Annotated in this window: 15 protein-coding genes, 1 tRNA gene and 1 pseudogene; 4 read left to right on the top strand and 13 right to left on the bottom strand. The window is 68.5% G+C overall.

Annotated features, from left to right (window positions below; translation table 11 throughout):
• The first annotated feature begins 18 nt into the window (after positions 1 to 18).
• Entirely contained in the window at positions 19 to 441 is a 423-nt protein-coding gene (rnfB, locus tag LC490_RS04550) for an Rnf electron transport complex subunit RnfB (protein WP_223619423.1), read from the top strand.
• Here rnfB and LC490_RS04545 read toward each other — a convergent pair.
• The 7 genes from LC490_RS04545 to LC490_RS04510 all read right to left on the bottom strand — a co-directional run bounded on the left by LC490_RS04545 (position 438) and on the right by LC490_RS04510 (position 9,524).
• Positions 438 to 998, bottom strand: coding sequence for a DUF4303 domain-containing protein (locus tag LC490_RS04545; RefSeq protein WP_223619422.1), 561 nt, complete (start codon positions 996 to 998; stop codon positions 438 to 440). The two genes, rnfB and LC490_RS04545, sit on opposite strands and share 4 nt — an antisense overlap.
• A gap of 14 nt (positions 999 to 1,012) precedes the next feature.
• Positions 1,013 to 2,200, bottom strand: a complete 1,188-nt coding sequence (locus LC490_RS04540) for a TraB/GumN family protein (RefSeq protein ID WP_223619421.1) — start codon at positions 2,198 to 2,200, stop codon at positions 1,013 to 1,015.
• A 100-nt stretch (positions 2,201 to 2,300) separates the two neighbouring features.
• Positions 2,301 to 3,278 carry a DUF1684 domain-containing protein gene (locus LC490_RS04535; RefSeq protein WP_223619420.1) on the bottom strand — a complete coding sequence of 326 codons (978 nt, stop codon included), beginning with the start codon at positions 3,276 to 3,278 and terminating at the stop codon, positions 2,301 to 2,303.
• 43 nt (positions 3,279 to 3,321) lie between these two features.
• Entirely contained in the window at positions 3,322 to 5,205 is a 1,884-nt protein-coding gene (mutL, locus tag LC490_RS04530; RefSeq protein ID WP_223619419.1) for a DNA mismatch repair endonuclease MutL, read from the bottom strand.
• A gap of 384 nt (positions 5,206 to 5,589) precedes the next feature.
• The gene (locus LC490_RS24505) at positions 5,590 to 7,362 is read right to left on the bottom strand and encodes an N-acetylmuramoyl-L-alanine amidase (protein ID WP_305067575.1); all 1,773 of its coding nucleotides are present in this window, start codon (positions 7,360 to 7,362) and stop codon (positions 5,590 to 5,592) included.
• 87 nt (positions 7,363 to 7,449) lie between these two features.
• Positions 7,450 to 7,953, bottom strand: coding sequence for a tRNA (adenosine(37)-N6)-threonylcarbamoyltransferase complex ATPase subunit type 1 TsaE (tsaE, locus tag LC490_RS04515; protein WP_051885047.1), 504 nt, complete (start codon positions 7,951 to 7,953; stop codon positions 7,450 to 7,452).
• 65 nt (positions 7,954 to 8,018) lie between these two features.
• Positions 8,019 to 9,524 (bottom strand): NAD(P)H-hydrate dehydratase, encoded by a 1,506-nt coding sequence (locus tag LC490_RS04510; protein ID WP_223619418.1) that lies wholly within the window; start codon positions 9,522 to 9,524, stop codon positions 8,019 to 8,021.
• A 61-nt stretch (positions 9,525 to 9,585) separates the two neighbouring features.
• Here LC490_RS04510 and queG point away from each other — a divergent pair, with 61 nt between their 5' ends.
• A complete protein-coding gene (gene queG / locus LC490_RS04505; RefSeq protein ID WP_031372270.1) occupies positions 9,586 to 10,662 on the top strand; it encodes a tRNA epoxyqueuosine(34) reductase QueG in 1,077 nt (358 codons plus the stop codon).
• A gap of 1,021 nt (positions 10,663 to 11,683) precedes the next feature.
• Here the strand turns inward: queG and pgi are convergent.
• The 6 genes and pseudogenes from pgi to pcnB all read right to left on the bottom strand — a co-directional run.
• Positions 11,684 to 13,195 (bottom strand): glucose-6-phosphate isomerase, encoded by a 1,512-nt coding sequence (pgi, locus tag LC490_RS04500; RefSeq protein WP_223619417.1) that lies wholly within the window; start codon positions 13,193 to 13,195, stop codon positions 11,684 to 11,686.
• 13 nt (positions 13,196 to 13,208) lie between these two features.
• The gene (panD, locus tag LC490_RS04495; protein ID WP_031373460.1) at positions 13,209 to 13,589 is read right to left on the bottom strand and encodes an aspartate 1-decarboxylase; all 381 of its coding nucleotides are present in this window, start codon (positions 13,587 to 13,589) and stop codon (positions 13,209 to 13,211) included.
• A 148-nt stretch (positions 13,590 to 13,737) separates the two neighbouring features.
• On the bottom strand, positions 13,738 to 14,598 hold the full coding sequence (panC, locus tag LC490_RS04490; protein ID WP_223619416.1) for a pantoate--beta-alanine ligase: 861 nt from the start codon (positions 14,596 to 14,598) through the stop codon (positions 13,738 to 13,740).
• Between the two features lie 121 nt (positions 14,599 to 14,719).
• Positions 14,720 to 15,550 carry a 3-methyl-2-oxobutanoate hydroxymethyltransferase gene (gene panB, locus LC490_RS04485; protein WP_036149399.1) on the bottom strand — a complete coding sequence of 277 codons (831 nt, stop codon included), beginning with the start codon at positions 15,548 to 15,550 and terminating at the stop codon, positions 14,720 to 14,722.
• Between the two features lie 153 nt (positions 15,551 to 15,703).
• A complete protein-coding gene (folK, locus tag LC490_RS04480; protein WP_223619415.1) occupies positions 15,704 to 16,231 on the bottom strand; it encodes a 2-amino-4-hydroxy-6-hydroxymethyldihydropteridine diphosphokinase in 528 nt (175 codons plus the stop codon).
• A gap of 123 nt (positions 16,232 to 16,354) precedes the next feature.
• Positions 16,355 to 17,665, bottom strand: a pseudogene (pcnB, locus tag LC490_RS04475) (polynucleotide adenylyltransferase PcnB); the annotation flags it as partial.
• A 168-nt stretch (positions 17,666 to 17,833) separates the two neighbouring features.
• Between pcnB and LC490_RS04470 the strand changes: the two are divergent.
• Positions 17,834 to 17,909 (top strand) — tRNA-Glu (locus tag LC490_RS04470).
• 192 nt (positions 17,910 to 18,101) lie between these two features.
• A complete protein-coding gene (gene fdxA, locus LC490_RS04465) occupies positions 18,102 to 18,425 on the top strand; it encodes a ferredoxin FdxA (RefSeq protein ID WP_031373455.1) in 324 nt (107 codons plus the stop codon).
• The last annotated feature ends 19 nt before the right edge of the window (positions 18,426 to 18,444 follow it).

Raw genomic sequence — 18,444 nt, 5'->3', positions numbered from 1 at the left:
GCCCTCACTTCTAGCCCCATGGATCTGACCGAGCGCCTCGACCGTCTATTGCCGCAGACCCAGTGCGGGCAATGCGGCTACGCCGGCTGCCGGCCCTACGCCGAAGCGATGGCGCGCGGCGAGGCCGGGATCGACCATTGCCCGCCCGGCGGCGACGCCGGCGCGCGCGCCCTGGCGCGCCTGCTGGGCGTGCCGGCGCAGCCTTACGACCGCAGCCGCGGCCAGCACAAACCCGCGCCGCTGGCGCTGATCGTCGAAGCCGACTGCATCGGCTGCACCAAGTGCATCCAGGCCTGCCCGGTCGACGCCATCATCGGCGCGGCCAAGCACATGCACACGGTGATCGAACCGCTGTGCACCGGTTGCGAGCTGTGCGTGCCGGCCTGCCCGGTGGATTGCATCGTGCTGGTTCCGGCCGCGGACGCGATGCTCGGCGCTTAGTCGCGCCAGCCGCTCGACCAAGCGGCGAATTCGGCCGCGATCGCCGGCGAATTCAAGCGCGCCACGCGCCGGTTCAATTCGGCGGCCGGCTCGTCGTCGTCGGAAATCGTCGCCAACACCACGAAGTCCTCGCCGAGCCCGGCGAAGCACTGCTTACGCAACGATTCCGCGCTCTCGACCAGCGTGTCCATCAAACGCGCCTTGAAATCGGCGAAGGCCGCGCCGCCGTCGCGAGCCTCAAGAGCGAACACATGCTCGCGCAGCCGATCGCACAAGCGTCCGAACTGTTCGTCGGCGCCGACGCCTTCCAACGGCCATTCCGACGGCGAATAACGGTAGTACAGACGCTCGCTGGGGTATTCGCTGTCGATGCGGCGCAGGTAATCGGCGGTCGCCATCGCCGGGCACACCGTCATCGCGCCGGAATCGGAGTACAGCGCGAACGCGCGCACCGGGTCGTCGCTTTGCGAGGCGGAGATCTCCGCGAACGCCGCCATGGCCGCGACGACGATGTCCTCGTGCAGCGCCGCAAAATCGAAGCCGGCTGCTTCGGTCATCGCCCGGCTCGTGCTCAGCGCGACGGGGCGGTCGGCTTGGCTTCGGCGCGTGCCGGCGCGTGCTTGGCGGGGTCTTGCCTGGCCGCCTCGGCCTCGCCCGCTTCGTGCTTGCCGCTCTCGTGCTTGCCGCTTTCTTGCTTACCGGAAGCATCCTTGGCGGGCTTGTCCTTGCCGCGCTTGGGCTCGACCGGCTTGCCGGCCTCCTTGGCGGCGAAGGCACGCTCGGCGCCGATCACCGGCACCGGGCCGTCGGCCGGCGCGCAGGTCGAACACACGCGTTCGACCGTATAGCCCTTGCTGCGCAGGCGCTCGACCAGACCGTCGTTGCCGAGCAAGTGCAAGGAACCGACCACGACCAGGGTGTCGCCTTGTTTGGACTCGTCGAGCATCTTCTGGATCTGCGGCACCCAGGCTTCGTTGCGCTCGAGGTTGACCATCCGGTAGGTCTCCGGGGTCTTCTGTTCCATCTCCACGCGCGCCTTCTCGTCGAGCATGGCGAGATCGGCGTTGCGCCAGGCCGAATGGATTTCGTCGAGCATGCCCGGCACGTCCTCGGGCTTGTCGACGAACTCGCGCAGCGCGGTGATCTGCTCGGGCAGCGGGCCGGAATCCATGACCTGCAATTGCAACTCCATGGTCTCCAGGCCCGAGGTGGGCTTGCCGGCTTCGGCCGCCTGCCGCATCAGGTACTGGTCCAGCCCCAGTTGCGGGCTGAAGCCCATCGACTGCGAAACGCCGAGCACCAGCGACAAGTTGACGAACCACGGTTCCAGCGCGTCGAGCTGCGCCAGCGAACTGCCGTTCTTGGCCAGCACGCGGTTGAGCTTTTCGCGCAGGTCGGCCGGCAGCACCTTGCTCAGGGTGCGGCCGTCGTCGTAGCGCGCACGCGCCATGAAACGCTGCGGCACGGTCGGGTCGAACATCTCTTCCGGCGCGACTTCGAACACCAGCTTGCCGGCGCCGGCGAACGCCTGGTCGATGTCCGACGACAGCGGGTAGTCGTCGGCGCGCAGCAGATGGAACGAGCCCAGCAGATAGACCGCGTTGTCCTGGTCGGAGACTTTCCACAGCAAGGGCACCGGCGGCGCCTTCGCGGTCGCCGCGGGCACGTCGCCGGCGGCGATCGCGGTCGCGGAGGTCAACGAGGCGCTGAGCACCGAGGCGGTGAACAAGGGCAGGACGAACAGCTTCAGGAACCGCATGGGCAAACTGATCCTTGGGTCGGCGACGGGCGCGTCGGACTCGGGTAAAGGGGGATGGAGGGGCGCGCTGGTGATTCGCTTGGCGATGAAAGCAATCGGGTCACGAAGCCTGAGCGGTGGCGCTCGCGGCCGGCGCGGTGTCCTCGTGTTTGTAGGTCTTCTCGCCGGCGGCGACTTCCAGGTCGAGACGGTTTTCCGCCGGCGGCAGCGGACAGGTCGCGAACGGCGTGAACGCGCACGGCGGGTTGTAGGCTTTGTTGAAATCGACCGTCACCAGGCCTTGCAGGTTCGGCCGCGCGACGTCGAGGAAACGCCCGGCGCTGTAGCTCTGGTGGCCGCTGGTGCGATCGGCGAACACCAGCAGCAGTTCGTCGCCGCCCTGGTCCAACGCTTCGATGCGATAGGTCTGGCCGTCGCGCTCGAACTCGATCGCGCCCGGGTTCGGCGTCGCCTCGATGGTGCCGATGATGTTGACGATGTCGATGCTCTTGCCGGCCGGATGGGCGATGAACTTGGCGCTGAGCTTCCACTCCTGCTGCGGCTCCCAGTAGTCGATGCCCTTGAAGCCGGTCAGGGTCGGCGCCTGCGCATGGCGTGCGCGCAACAGGTAGCGGTCGCCGCGCTTGATCACGGTCAGGATGCCCTTGCCCTCGTCGAAACCGATCTTGCTCGGGCCGGCCGGATAGTCGTCGGCGAGCAGATTGACCGCGCCCTTGAGCGGCTGGTCGTTGAGGGTCAGCGACTGGCCCCGTTCGGGGATGAAACGCAGGCGCCCCTTGTTGAGCGACAGCAGGCCGAAATGGGCCGGGCCGACGCCGAGACGGATGCCGTTGTCGGGGTCGCTGCCGAAATAATGCGAGCCGGTGTCGATCGGATACAGGCCGACCAGGCTGGCCCAACCGTCGGGCTTGAGCAGCTCGTCCTTGCGTTGCTGGCGCCACAGTTGCTGGTCGCGGGCGAAGGTGTCGCTGACCGCGGCGGCGCGCGCGACCTCGCGCTTCTGCGCGGCCTGTCGTTCGGGCGAATCGCAGGCCACCAGGCCGAGCAACAGCAAGGCCGACAGTGCCGGCGCGGACATCGTGCGCGACAAAGTGCGTGCAAAGGAGCGTGCTGCGGTCATCTCAACGGCCTCGCAGGAACCAGCGGTCGATCTCGGGCAGGCTGAAGCGCGCCCAGGTGGGGCGGCCATGATTGCATTGACCGGAGCGTTCCGTAGCCTCCATCTCGCGCAACAACGCATTCATTTCCGGCAAAGTGAGACGTCGGTTCGCGCGCACCGCACCATGGCAGGCCATGGTCGAGAGCAATTCGTCGCGGGCCGCGGCGACGCGGCGCGATTCGCCGTGCTCGCGCAGGTCGGCGAGGACGTCGCGCAGCAAGGCCTCGACGTCGCCGTGCGCCAGCAGTGCCGGCACCGCGCGCAAGGTCAGCGACTGCGGGCCGCTGCGGGTGACTTCGAATCCGAGCGCGACCAGCGTCGCCTCCTCGCGCTCGGCGACTTCGGCCTCGCGCTCGGACACCGCCAGGCTCGCCGGCACCAGCAAGGGCTGGGTGCGCAGGCCTTCGCCGTCGTGGGCGGTCTTGAGCTTCTCGTAGCCGATGCGTTCGTGGGCGGCGTGCATGTCGACCACGATCAGTCCTTCCGCGCTTTCGGCCAGCACGTAGATGCCGTGCAACTGCGCGATCGCATAACCGAGCGGCGGCAGGGTCTGGTCGTCGCTGTGCGGCAAGCCCGGCGACTGCACGCCATCGCTCGTTTCGCGCGGCGGCATCGCATAGGCGCTGCCGCTGCCCGCGCCGGCGCCGTAACCGCCACCGGCATAGGAAGAGCCGCCGGCGGAACCGCCACCGCCGTTGCCGTACAGGGCGGCGTAACCGGCACGGGTTTCCTGCACCTGCAGGCCGAGCGGCGCCTGCGGGCGCCAGGCATACATCGACGAGCCGGCGGCACCGGCAGCGGCCGGTTCCGCACCCGCGGGCGTCTGCTGGGCCATGCCGGCGCGGGTCTCGGCCAGGGCATCGTTGAGGGTGCGATAGACGAAATCGTGGATCAGGCGCGCATCGCGGAACCGCACCTCGTGCTTGGCCGGATGCACGTTGACGTCGACGCGGCGCGGATCGAGTTCGAGGAACAGCACGTAGGCCGGCTGGCGGCCATGGAACAGCACGTCGGCATAAGCCTGCTTGACCGCGTGAGCGATGCTGCGATCGCGCACCGCGCGGCCGTTGACGTAGAGGTATTGCTGGTCGGCGCTGGCACGGTTGTAGGACGGTTGCGCGATCCAGCCGTGCAGGCGCAGGTCGGCGCCGCTGTGTTCGACGCGCAGCGCGTTCTTGGCGAACTCTTCGCCGAGCGCCTCGCTGATGCGGGTGTCCGACAGGCCCATGTCGACCAGGTCGCCCTCGCCCTTCCAGCGCCGGGTCGGCTTGCCGTTGTGCGAGACGCGCAGTTCGACGTCGGGACGGGCCAGCGCGAGTTGGCGCAGCCACTCTTCGATATGGCCGAGCTCGGTGCGTTCGGCCTTGAGGAATTTGCGCCGCGCCGGCACGTTGAAGAACAGATCGCGGACTTCAACCGTGGTGCCCTGCGGATGCGGCTTCGGCGCGATCTCGCCGACCCGGCCGCCGTCGACTTCGAGCATGGCGCCGCGGTCTTCGCCGATGCGGCGCGAGGACAAGGCGAAACGGCTGACCGAAGCGATCGAGGGCAAGGCTTCGCCGCGGAAACCCAGGGTGGTCACGCCTTCCAGGTCGTCGAGCGAGGCGATCTTGCTGGTGGCGTGGCGCGAGATCGCCAAAGGCAGTTCTTCCGGCGAGATGCCGGCGCCGTCGTCGCGAATCCGGATCAGGCGCACGCCGCCCTCTTCCAGGTCGATGTCGACCCGGCGCGCACCGGCGTCGAGGGCGTTCTCGACCAGTTCCTTGACCACGGAGGCGGGACGTTCGACCACTTCGCCGGCGGCGATCTGGTTGACCAGGGTGTCGGGCAGTTGGCGGATGCTCACAGGCGGCATTCGGTGCGCGCGGCACCGTCGGGGGATGGGGATCGATGATAGCCGTTGGGGTGCGGCTTCCGCGATCCGCAGCTTGCGGTTTGGGCGTGCCGGCGGTTCCGAGACTTATGCGCCCTGCCCTCATCCGCCCTTCGGGCACCTTCTCCCGCAAGCGGGGCCACCCTCATCCGCCCTTCGGGCACCTTCTCCCGCAAGCGGGGCCATCCTCATCCGCCCTTCGGGCACCTTCTCCCGCAAGCGGGGCCATCCTCATCCGCCCTTCGGGCACCTTCTCCCGCAAGCGGGAGAAGGATTCAACAACCGGGCCGCGTGGGCAAAACGAAAACGGCCCCGAGGGGCCGTCGATCGGTCTGATACGAGACGAATGCCGCTGCCTCAGGGGCTGCCGCCGCCTCCGAACCCACCCGGCGAAGGCAGTTGCGCCTCGGCGCGCGCCGCGTACATCGTGCCCGGCGGCGGCTGGCGGGTGAAATAGGTGTTGACGCCGTCGAGCACCGCGCGCGCCAGCGCGCGCTGATGCGAGGGATCGGTGAGACGACGCTCTTCTTCCGGATTGGAGATGAACGCGGTCTCGACCAGCATCGCCGGCATGTCCGAGGTGCGCAGCACAGCGAAGTTGGCCCGCTCGATGTGCGGCTTGTGGTTGTGGCCGACCTGCTTGAGGCCGCTGAGCACGTGCCCGGCCGCGTCTTCGGAGGCCTTCATATGGCCGCTTTGGGTCAGGTCGAGCAAGACCGAGGTCAGGGTGTTGTCGGTCTGCTGCAGGCGCACGCCGCCGACCAGGTCGGAGGCGTTTTCCTTGTCGGCCAGCCAGCGCGCGCGCTGCGAGGACGCGCCCTTGAGCGACAGCACGTACACCGACGAGCCCTTGGCGGCGCGGTTTTCGGCGGCATCGGCGTGGATCGAGATGAACATGTCGGCCTTGGCCTGGCGCGCCAACTGAGCGCGACGCGGCAAGGGGATGAACACGTCGGTGTCGCGGGTCATGTAGGCCTTGAGGCCAGGCGTGGCGTTGATCTGGCGCGCGAGTTCGCGGCCGATCGCCAAGGTCACGTCCTTCTCGCGCTTGCCGGACTGGCCGATCGCGCCGGGGTCCTGGCCGCCGTGGCCGGGATCGATCGCGATCACCAGCGGGCGCATGCCGCGGCCGCGCATGACGTCCTTGAGGGTCTTGACCGCGCCGGCCGGCGGCGCGCTTTCGGGTATCGCTGCGGCCGGAGCCGTCGCGGCGCCGGGCATCGGCGTCGGCACGCCGGTCGCGACCCGGGTCGGGACGCCGGTGGCGATGCGGGTCGGAACCCCGCTGGCGACCGTGGTCGGCATCGGTGCCTGCGCGGCCTGCTCGAACACCGCCTGGCGCGCAGCCTGCTGGGCGGCGAGTTGCTGGGGGTTGGCGGCCGGCGACGTCGCTGCAGCGCCGGCCAGCGCCGGAGCCTGGTTATTCGGAAGCTGCGCGACCGGAGCCTGTGCGTTCGAAGCTTGTGGGTTCGAAGCCTGCAGGTTCGAAGCCTGCAAGTTAGAAGCATGGGCAGCGGGATGCGGCACCGACGCGGTCGGCATCTGGGCCGTCGTTGTGGCCACCGGCGCCGCAGCATTGCGGGCGGCCAGTTCGGAGATCAGGCGGCTGGTCGCGGCAGCGGACTCGACCGAAGGATCGACCGTCGCGGCCGGCGCGTTCGCGGTCGCCGTCGGCGCAGCGGCGGCCGGTGCGGGCGCGGCGGCGACCGCGGCCTTGGGTTCGATACCGTCGCCGGGCCATTCCAGGACCAGGCGCGGGCCCGAGCCGCCCTGCTCGATACGCGGCTTGAGCGCGGCGACCGGCTGGGCGAGATCGAAGACGATGCGGACGGTGCCCGGCTGCGGTGCGCCGGTGCGGACGGATTTGACGATGCCGGCGCCGGCCGGAAGCTTGACGCTTTTGCCGACGCTGGAGGCCGGCAAATCGACGACGAGGCGGTCCGGGCCCTTCAGGCTCAGGACTTTGTAATCGGCGTTCTTGTCGAGGGCGATCTCGGCGCGCGTGCCGGTGGCCCCGGTGCGCAGCTCCAAGCCCTTGATTTCACTGGCGTGCGCGAGATTCCAGGCCAGCGCCGCCAACAGCGCTATGCCGAGCAGGAATTTCTGGACGGTGGCGCCTTTGACTCGCATGGGCGTAAGTCAAGCACTGCGACACAGTAAATGCAAGAACTTTTCCCTTTCAAATCCGGCACCTGGGGCCACTTCCTATGGAATCGTTCAGGAGTCGGCCGCAAACGCATAGGCGGCGGTCGCCGGTCCCAAGGCGACAAGCCAGGCCTGGCCTGCTGCAGAAACCGCGCTGAGTTCGACCCCGCGCCCCGCTCCTTCGACCGCCAACTCGACCCGCAGGTCGGGCGCGGGCAGCCAACCACGGCCGCGTTCCGGCCACTCGACCAGCCACAGCACCGCTTCGCCGCCGTCCAGGCCAAGGAATTCGAGTTCGCCGGCATCGCCGATCCGATACAGGTCGAGGTGCCAGGCTTCGCCGCCTTCGGTCAGCGGATAGCGCTCGACCAAGGTGTAGGTCGGGCTGCGGATCGCGCCGGTAACGCCAAGCGCGCGCAACAAGGCGCGCGCCAGGGTCGATTTGCCGGCGCCGAGGTCGCCGTGCAGATGCACATGCAGGCCCTCGCCGTCGTGCGCAGGCCGCGCCCGCGCCAGGGCGGCGCCGAGCGCGTCGGTGGCCTCGGCATCGCCCAGGTGCAGTTTGATCGTGTGCATGCTCATCCCTGCCGATTCTACTGACTGGTCCGCGTTGCGGATCGATCCAAGCGGCCGGGGCCGCTTTACGGATTGGCGCGACGGCGCAGCCATGGCATCAGATCGCTCGGCAGCAGACCGCGTTCGCCGCCGTCGCGCGCGGCATCGTCGCCGGCCAGCGAATGCAGCAGCGCGCCGCAGCTGGCGGCGTCGAATGCATCGAGACCTTGCGCGCGCAACGCGGCGATCACACCGCTGAGCACGTCGCCCATGCCGCCGACCGCCATGCCGGGATTGCCGGCACCGATCACCCGCACGATGCGATCCGGTGCGGCGACCAGGGTGCCGGCGCCCTTGAGCACGACCGTACAGGCGTAACGCTCGACGAGTGCGCGCACCGCAGCGAAACGATCGGCCTGCACCGTGGCGGTGTCGCTGCCGAGCAGACGCGCGGCTTCGCCGGGATGCGGCGTCAGCACCGTATCGGCCGGCAAACGCCGCGGCGCGGCGGCGAGCAGATTCAGCGCATCCGCGTCGAAAAGCAGCGGTTTTCCGCTGTCCAGCGCATATCGGTATAGCTCGCGCCCCCATGTTTCCTGGCCGAGGCCGGGGCCTATCGCGATCACGTTCGCAGCGGCGAAGGTAGCCCTTGGATCGTCGCCTTCGCCGATCGCACGCGGCATCGCCTCGGGCAATCGCGCCAGCATCGGCGCGACATGCGCCTCGCGCGTGATCGCATCGAGCAAGCCGGCGCCACTGCGCAAGGCCGCCTGCGCGCACAGCAATAACGCACCGCCGTGACCGCGATCGCCGCCGATGCACAACACTCGGCCGTTGCGACCTTTGTGACTGTCGCGCAGACGCGGCGACAACCAGCGCGACACGTCGCCGGCGCGCAGCCAGTGCGCGCTCGCTGGTACGCCGTAGAGTTCGCGCGGCAAACCGAGGTCGGCCAGTGCGAGCGCACCGACGCGATCGAGCGCGGCGCCGCTGCGCAGTCCGCCTTTGCCGGCGATGAATTCGAGCGTGCGCTGCGCGGTCACCGCCGATGGGTAGGCATAGCCGCGATCGGCGTCGACGCCGCTCGGCACGTCGAGTGCGAGCACCGGCGCTGGATGGGCGTTGATCGCGTCGATCAGAGCGGATGCGTCGGCATCGGGCGCACGCGACAGGCCGATGCCGAACAGCGCGTCGACGATGAGCTCGGTCTCCGGCAAGGCGCCTTCGAACTCGACCACACGACCGCCGGCCTGCGCGTAGCCGGCCGCGGCCCGCTCGGCGAGCGCTCCGCGCGGCGCGTGCCCGGGCAGGCGCAGCACCAGCACCAGCACTTTGCGCCCGGCCTGCTGCGCATGCATCGCCAATACATAACCGTCGCCACCGTTGTTGCCCGGGCCGCAGACCACCAGCAGGCGCATCGCCTGCGGCCAATGGCCCAAAAGCTCGCGCCAGGCGGCTTCGCCGGCCCGCGCCATCAGCGCATGGGCGTCGCCGAGCTCGGCGGCGGCCGCGGCTTCGATCGCACGCAGCGCGGCGCCGTCGAACAGAGGCGTCGGCGGCGTCGGCGATGAAGTTTCAGCGGTCGGCGACATGCGGCGATTCTATACTTGCCGCATCGTGAGCCAGCCCGACGCCCGCCCCACTTCGCCTTCCGTGTCCGCCGATGCGCCCGGAACCGCGCCCGACTACGCGGCGCTGGCCTTGCGCATCCGCGAGATCGCCCGCGAATTCGGCTTCCAGCGCTGCGGCATCTCCGGGATCGAACTGGCGCAGGACGAGGCCTACCTGCTCGACTGGCTCGACCAGGGCCTGCATGGCTCGATGGACTGGATGGCCCGCCACGGCGGTTTGCGCGCGCGTCCCGGCGAATTGCTGCCGGGCACCCTGCGGGTGATCTCGGTCGGCCTCGACTACGGCCGTCGCGACGACGAAGACGCCTGGGTCACGCTCGCCGACGGCGAACGCGCCTATGTCGCGCGCTACGCCCTCGGCCGCGATTACCACAAGCTCATGCGCCAGCGCCTGCAGCGCCTGGCCGACCGTCTGGCCGAACTGGTCGGCCCGTTCGGCCATCGCGTGTTCGTCGACTCCGCGCCCGTGCTCGAACGCGCGTTGGCGCGCAACGCCGGGCTCGGCTGGATCGGCAAACACACCTGTTTGATCGACAAGGACGGCGGCTCCTGGTTCTTCCTCGGCGAGATCTACGTCGACTTGCCCTTGCCGATCGACCGCCCGGCCAGCGCCCATTGCGGCACCTGCACGCGCTGCATCGACATCTGCCCGACCCAGGCCATCGTCGCCCCGCACCGCCTCGACGCGCGACGTTGCATTTCCTATCTGACGATCGAGCACGAAGGCCCGATACCGGTCGAACTGCGCGCGCCGATCGGCAACCGCATCTTCGGCTGCGACGACTGCCAGCTCGTCTGCCCCTGGAACAAATTCGCCAAGCGCAACGACGAACCCGATTTCCGTGCCCGCAACGACCTCGACCGCGCCAGCCTGGCGCAATTGTTCGCCTGGGACGAAGACGAATTCCTGCGCCGCACCGAAGGCTCGGCGATCCGCCGCAGCGGCCATGAACGCTGGTTGCGCAACATCGCCGTCGCCCTGGGCAACGCCCCGGGCACGAACGAAGTGATCGCCGCCTTGCGTTCGCGGCGCGAGCATCCCAGCGAGATCGTGCGCGAGCATGTCGAGTGGGCGCTGGCGCGGCACGGGGCGGCGTAGCTCGCGGTATAACGTTCGGTGGCGCGGCGCCATGGCCGGCGCCCCAAAGGGTAGGAGCGGCGCGAGCCGCGACCGTGAACCGGCAACTACTGCGCCGCCTTCCTATCGCACCCAAGACTTCGCGCCGACGTCGCCATTGACTATCGTGTCGCGGCTTGCGCCGCTCCTACCCAAGAGCAGCGACGGCCGTTGCCGTTGCCGTTGCCGTTGCCGTTGCCGTTGCCGTTGCCGTTGCCGTTGCCGAGATTTTGATCTGCTTTGCTGCTTTGCCGCTTTGCCGGTCAAGTGGAGACCCGGAGGGCGCCGCACAGGACGTGCGGCGTTTTTCGATAGGACAAGGATGTCCTATCGAAAAATCCCGGCGCCGGCATCGCACTCGTGGCCTGTGCCCTTGCAAGGAGAGCCCTTTTCTTTGGTTACCTTTCTTTTGGGCTTAGCAAAAGAAAGTAACCCGGCCGCGTTAGCGGACGGAAGCTCTGCACTTGCTTATGGCTTTCATACAAGCAAGATCAAACGATAAAAGCTTCCACCACTAAAGCGGCGGGTTACTTTCTTTTGTCTAAAGCAACAAAAGAAAGTAACCAAAGAAAAATGCTTTCTTTTGAATCACAAGCCCGCACGAGCGATGCCGACGCCGGGATTTTTCATACGGGACATCCCTGTCCCGATGAAAAACGGCCCGCATCCCTGCGGGCCGCCCTCCGGGTCTTCGATTGCCTTCGCGAGCGCGCATCGGCGCACGGCAACAACAAAGAGCAAGAGCGGCAACGGAGCGGCAACGGAGCGGCATTTGATCGACGTCGGCCACGAAAGATCCGCACCGACCGCAGTTCGCGGTCGCGGCTCGCGCCGCTCCTACTCCGGCGAAAGCGCGCCGCTTCGATGAATGACGTCAGCTTTGTTGTCTCTGCGCGTCCCTTGGTCGCGGCTTGCGCCGCTCCTACCCTGAGAGCCGAAGCCCCCCGAAAACGAAGAACGGCGCCGTAGCGCCGTTCTTGTTGATCGCGAATCCGCCGCAGCCTCAGCCGCGCAAGCGCCGGATCAGCTCGCGCGTGACCGGGTCGTCGGCCTGGGCTTCGCCGGCCAAGGCCGGCAGCAGACGGCTGGCGACTTGCTTGCCGAGTTCGACGCCGAATTGGTCGAAGGCGTTGATGCCCCAGAACACCGACTGCAGATAGACGCTGTGTTCGTACATCGCCAACAAGGCGCCGAGCGAATGCGGGGTCAAGGCGTCGAGCAGGATCGTGGTGCTCGGGCGTCCGCCGGCGTAGACGCGGTGCGGATCGTCGCTGCCCTGGCCGTTGGCGAAGGCCTCGGTCTGGGCCAGCAGGTTGGCCTGCAGTGCGCGATGGTTCTGCGCATACGGCGCATCGGTGCGGACCACGCCGATGAAATCGGCCGGCACGATCGAGGTGCCCTGGTGCAGGGCCTGGAAGAAGCTGTGCTGGGTGTCGGTACCGACGCCTCCCCACCACACCGCAACGGTGTCGCCGGCGACGGCCGAACCGTCCAGGCGCACCGACTTGCCCAGGCTTTCCATCACCAACTGCTGCAGATAATTCGACAGCAACTTGAGGCGGTCGTCGTAGGCCAATACGGCCTGAGTCGCGTAGCCGAGGCCGTTGCGGTTCCAGATCGCGGTCAGCGCATGCCAGGCGGCGAGATTGTTCTGCAGCGGCGTGCGCAGCACGTGCGCGTCCATCTCGGCGGCGCCGTCGAGGAACTGTTCGAACGCGTCCATGCCGATGGCCAGCGCGATCGGCAGGCCGACCGCCGACCACAGCGAATACCGGCCGCCGACCCAGTCCCACATCGGCAGGATACGCTCGGAGGGGATGTTGAAGGCCTCTGCCGCGCGCTCGAGGTTGGCGCTGATCGCGTACAGGCGCGAGTCGTCGCCGAGCCAGTCGCGCAGGATACCGCCGTTGAGCAGGGTCTCCTGGGTGCCGAAGGTCTTGGAGATCAACAGCGCGGCGGTGCGCTTGGGGTCGAGGCCGGCAAGCACGCGCTGGGCGGCGTGGCCGTCGACGTTGGATAGGAAGTGCACGCGGAAGCGGCCCGGGGCGGCGCCGGTCAACGCATCCACGGCCAGGCGCGGGCCGAGATCGGAACCGCCGATGCCGACGCTGACGATGTCGGTGACCTCGCTAGCGGCGAGCGCATCGACTACGGCGCGCATGCGCTTGCGCGCTTCCAACGCCTGGGCGTGGGCAGCGCGCGCGGTGTCGGTGGCCGACAAGTCGCTGCGCAAGGCGCTGTGCAGCGCCGGACGGCCTTCGGTGACGTTGACGATCTCGCCGTCGAACAGGGCGCGCAGGCGGCCGACGCTGTCGGCGGCCTCGGCGGCGCGGAACAACCACTCCAGCGCGGCGCGGTCGTAACGCTGGCGGGCGAAGCTGGCGTAGACCGGCCCGACCTTGACGGTGAAGTCCGTTGCGCGGGCCGGATCGGCGGCGATCAACGCCGGCAGCGGGGTTTGGGTGACGCGCCCGACTTCGGCGCGCAGCTCAGTCAGTCGGGCGTCATCGCTCATCTGTCTTCGGTTCTCAGGCGGCCTGCGCCGGCATCGAGGTGTTGGTGTGGGTGAGTTGGTTGTTGCGGTCCACATAGACCAGGGTCGGCTTGTACTTCGCCGCCTCGGCCTCGTCGCAGATACCGTAAGCGCAAATGATGACCAGATCGCCGGGCTGGGCCTTGTGGGCCGCCGCGCCGTTGACCGAGATCACGCCGCTGCCCTCTTCGCCGCGAATGGCGTAGGTCGAGAAGCGGTGGCCGCTGTTGATGTTGTAGATGTGGACCTGTTCGTACTCACGGATGCCCGAGATATCGAGCAGGCGGCCATCGATGGCGCAGGAGCCTTCGTAATGAAGCTCGGCGTGGGTCACGGTGGCGCGGTGGATCTTGGCCTTGAGCAGGTTCAGTTGCATGTCGGTTACTCCGTCCGCAGACGCGCGGGCGCGAAAGGCCAGAAGTCTAGCAGCGCATGGCGCGCTGCAACATGGGTCGGGGGCGCAGCCGGCGGAACGGAGTATTCCCGTTCAGTGGCGCGGCTTTCTTGGGGCGCCCGGCGCCTGTTCAGGTCTCGAATTCGAGGTTGTCGATGAGCCGGGTGCGGCCCAGTCGGGCCGCGATCAACGCCACCCGTGCCCCGCTCTCGCCGGCCCCGCCCTCGCCTTCTTCGGGCAAGCCCAGGTCCGGGCGCCGGACCACGGCGTAGTCGACCACGAAGCCGGCCGCACCTAGGCGCTCGAGCGCGCCGGCCTCGACCGTTTCGCGCGACTGCCCGGCCTGGCTGGCCTCGCGCATCCATTGCAGACAGGCGTGGATGGCCACTGCCTGCGGGCGCTCGCTTTCGGACAGGTACTGGTTGCGCGAACTCAAGGCCAGGCCGTCGGCCTCGCGGCGGGTGTCGGCGCCGACGATCTCGATCGGGAACGCGAGGTCGCGGACCATGTAGCGGATCACCGCGAGCTGTTGGTAGTCCTTGCGGCCGAACACGGCGACGTCCGGGCGGACCTGGTTGAACAAACGCGCGACCACGGTAGCGACGCCGTCGAAATGCCCGGGACGGTGCGCGCCTTCGAGGGTCTCGGTGACCTGCGGCACCCGCACCTGCACGGTGCGCTCGGCGCCGAAGGGATACATGGTCTCGACCGAAGGCAACCACAGCAGATCGCAACCGGACGTGCGCAGGCCTTCGGCATCGGCCTCGGGCGTGCGCGGGTAACGGCCGTAGTCTTCGTTCGGGCCGAACTGGGTCGGGTTGACGAACACGCTCGCCACCACGCGGTCGGCGCGCTCGCGCGCCAGGCGGATCAGCGAATGGTGGCCGGCGTGCAGGTTGCCCATGGTCGGCACGAAGGCGATGCGTTGCCCGGCCAGGCGCCACGTTTCCAGGGTCGAGCGCAGCGCGCCCAGTTGATCGACAGTCAGCATGCGGTACTCGGTAGGACGGCGCGGACCGGGTCCGCGATGAAGGCAAGATCGGGGTGCGCGGCGGCGATTTCCAGCGCGCCGCGCGGATGCGGGCGATCGCCGGACGGACCCGCCGCAAGGATCAGTCGTAAGAGTGCGCCGCGTCCGGGAAGGCGCCGCTGCGCACGGCGTCGGCGAAGGCCTGGAAGGCGCCGGCGACCGAGCCGCCCTCGGCGAGGAAATCCTTGACGAACTTGGGCCGGCGATGACCCGAGTTGACCCCGAGCAGATCGTGCAGCACCAACACCTGGCCGTCGCAGTGCGGGCCGGCACCGATGCCGATGGTCGGGATGGCGAGGTCGGCGGTGATCGCCGCGGCCAACCCGGTCGGCACGCATTCGAGCACCAGCAGGGTCGCCCCGGCCTCGGCCACCGCGCGCGCGTCGGCGCGCAGCCTGGTCGCGGTGGCGTCGTCGCGGCCCTGCAGCTTGTAACCGCCCAGGCGCAGCACCGATTGCGGGGTCAGGCCGAGATGGGCGCAGACCGGGATCTCGCGCTCGACCAGGAAACGGATGACTTCGAGCTTATGGCCCGCGCCTTCCAACTTGACCATCGCCGCGCCGGCCTGCAGCAACCGCGTCGCCGCTTCGAGCGCGCGTTCGGGCGTAGCGTCGGACTGGAACGGCAGGTCGCTGATCAGCAGGGCTTTGGACAAACCGCGCGCGACGCAGGCGGTGTGATAGGCCATATCGGCGGTGGTGACCGGCAAGGTGCTGTTCTGGCCTTGCACGACCATGCCGAGCGAGTCGCCGACCAACACCAGCTCGACGCCGACCGCGTCCATGGTGCGGGCGAAACTGGCGTCGTAGGCGGTCAGCATGACCAGCTTGCGGCCGTCGCGCTTGGCGTCGGCGAGCATGGGCACGGTCCAGGCCTTGGCGGCCGGTTTGTCGGTGGGGGCCGATGTGTACATGGTGTGGGTTCGTCCGGGCGGTGGCGCGCGGACGCCGCTGGGGAGAGCGCAATAACTTAACAGGTTGCGCCGGGGCGCGACCGGCCATGCGTCCAACGCGATCGGCCCGCCACGGCGCGGCAAGCCGGCCGCCTCATGCGCGCAGCGCGGCGGTCAATTATCGACCGCGTCGAGCCGGCGAATCGCGCCGGCATCGATGCACTGCAAGGCCTCGCGCGCCGGTCCGCGCCGCGGAATGACGGCGTCGGGCGCGATTTCGAGCAAAGGCACCAGGGCGAATGCGCGTTCGTGCAGATGCGAATGCGGCACGTGCAGGCCGGGCTCGTCGATCACCGAGTCGCCGTAAAGCAGCAAGTCGAGGTCGAGCGTGCGCGGGCCCCAGCGGTCGCTGCCGTCGGCGCGGCGCGCGCGTCCGGCCTCGCGTTCGATCGCGAACATCGCCGCTAGCAGCTGCTGCGCGCTCAAGCCGGTTTCGAGCATCGCCACGGCGTTGACGAAATCGGGTTGCTCGGTGACGCCCCAGGCCGGCGTGCGGTAGAGGCTGGACAGACGCAACAACCGCGTCTGCGGCGCGATATCGAGAGCGCGCGAGGCGGCACGCAAAACCTCGGCGCTGTCGCCGAGATTGCTGCCGAGGCCGACGAAAGCGACCGTCGACGGGGCGGATGCGGTCCAGGTCATGCTCAGGCCATCGCAGATTCAAGGTCACCGGAAGCCGGTCGCGGCCGGGATCTTCTCGTCAGAGCATCGTCTCAGCCGGAAATTCTCGGGCCTGTCGTCGCCGACGACGCAGGCCCGTGCCGATCACTCCGATGCGGTCGGCACGCCGCGACGACGGCGGCGACGCTTGCGCGGGCCGCGTTCCTCGCCGCCCTCCTCGTCGTCCTGGGGCGGATTCGCCTCCTGGTAGGCAAGCAGTTCGCCCGGATGCAATTGCGCCTCGCGCCAGAATTCGACGTCGGCGGTGTGCTCGTCCGATGCGGCCATGCGCAGCGAGAGGAAATCGAAAGCGGCGCGGAAACGCGGATGCGACAGCAGCCGGAACACGCGCTTGCGCTGACGCTGCTGGAAACGCGACTGCAGCAGCCAGATCTCCTGCATCGGCAGCGAGAAACGGCGCGGCAGCGCGATCGTCGACAGCTGATGCAAGGTGACGCGGTCGGCAGCGCGGCGCTGCGCTTCGGCGGTGTGCACGCCTTGCGCCTGCAGGCCCATCAGGTCGCGGCAATACGCCGGCCACAGCAACAGCGCGAACAGGAACGCAGGAGAAACCGGCTCGTCGTTGGCGACGCGCGCGTCGGTGCCCTTCAGCCCTTCCAGCACCATCCGGCGCAGGGCGCCGCTGCGGTTGGACTTCAAGGCCGCGGCGCTTTCCGGCAACAGCGCCGACAGCAATCCGAAACGCTCCAGGCCGAGGAAGCTCTCGACCGCGTGGCCCGACAAGAACAGCTTGAGGCATTCCTCGAACAACCGCGCCGGCGCGGCGTCGGCGAGCAACGGCGCCAGGTGCGGGATCGGCGCGGCGGTGGCCGCTTCGATCTCGAAGCCGAGCTTGGCCGCCAGGCGCACCGCGCGCAGCATCCGCACCGGGTCTTCGCGATAACGCGTTTCCGGATCGCCGATCAGGCGCATGAGGCGGTTCTGCACGTCCTCGAAGCCGCCGACGTAGTCGCGCACCGAGAAATCCTCGACCGCGTAATACAGCGCATTGGCGGTGAAGTCGCGGCGGACCGCGTCGTCCTCGATGCTGCCGTAGACGTTGTCGCGGACCAGACGGCCGCCGGTGTCGGTCTCGCGGTCGCCGCTGCCGTCGTCGATGTTGGCGCGGAAAGTCGCGACCTCGATGATCTCGCGGCCGTAGACCACGTGCGCCAGGCGGAACCTGCGGCCGATCAGGCGGCAGTTGCGGAACAGGCCCTTGACCTGCTCTGGCGTGGCGTCGGTGGCGACGTCGAAGTCCTTGGGGTGACCGCCGACCAGGATGTCGCGCACGGCGCCGCCGACCAGGAAGGCACCGAAGCCGCTGTCGCGCAGCCGATACAGCACGCGAAGCGCGTTCGGACTGATCTCCTTGCGCGAGACATTGTGCTGGTCGCGCGGGATCACGCGCAGCGAGGTATGGAATGAAGAGTTATCGGCTTGCATCGAGCGGGCGTGCCGCCTTATAGGTTCGTAAGGTTCAACCGTTGCCCGTGGCAACGGCGGCGCATATACTAGCAGGCCGCATCGGGTTGAGAGTCCGTGCGGTCTGCCAGGAACCCGTTCCCGGCCGAGTTTCAACCTGCTCCCTTCGTCTAGAGGCCTAGGACGTGGCCCTCTCAAGGCTAAAACACGGGTTCGAATCCCGTAGGGAGCGCCAATACGCGACCAGGTCGCCAAAAGCCCGCGCAGCGATGCGCGGGCTTTTTCTTGGCGCCAGCCGCGTTACGGGGCCGGGCGGACGCGCGATTTGCGCCAACGGCCCAGTCCCGCCTTGGGTCGTCGCCGCGCGAATGGCTACACTATCGCTGCCCGGCCTGTTCGCCCCGGACCATAGCTCAGGATTCCCGCCATGCCCTTCGTCGTCACCGAGAACTGCATCAAGTGCAAGTACACCGACTGCGTCGAGGTGTGCCCGGTCGACTGCTTCCACGAAGGTCCGAATTTCCTGGTGATCGACCCGGACGAGTGCATCGACTGCACCCTGTGCGAGCCGGAATGCCCGATCAACGCGATCTATCCCGAGGACGACGTGCCGGCCGGCCAGGAGCCTTTCGTCGCGCTCAACGCCGAACTGTCCAAGTCCTGGCCGGTGATCACCACCCGCAAGGACGGCCCGCCCGACGCCAAGGACTGGGAAAACAAGCCCGGCAAGCTCGACCTGCTCGAGCGTTGAGCCTCGCCGGCGCGGCGTC

This window comes from Lysobacter sp. ESA13C (assembly GCF_019970005.1).
Taxonomy (GTDB): Bacteria; Pseudomonadota; Gammaproteobacteria; order Xanthomonadales; family Xanthomonadaceae; genus Lysobacter; species Lysobacter antibioticus_B.
This window is presented reverse-complemented; position numbering and strand designations above follow the sequence as displayed.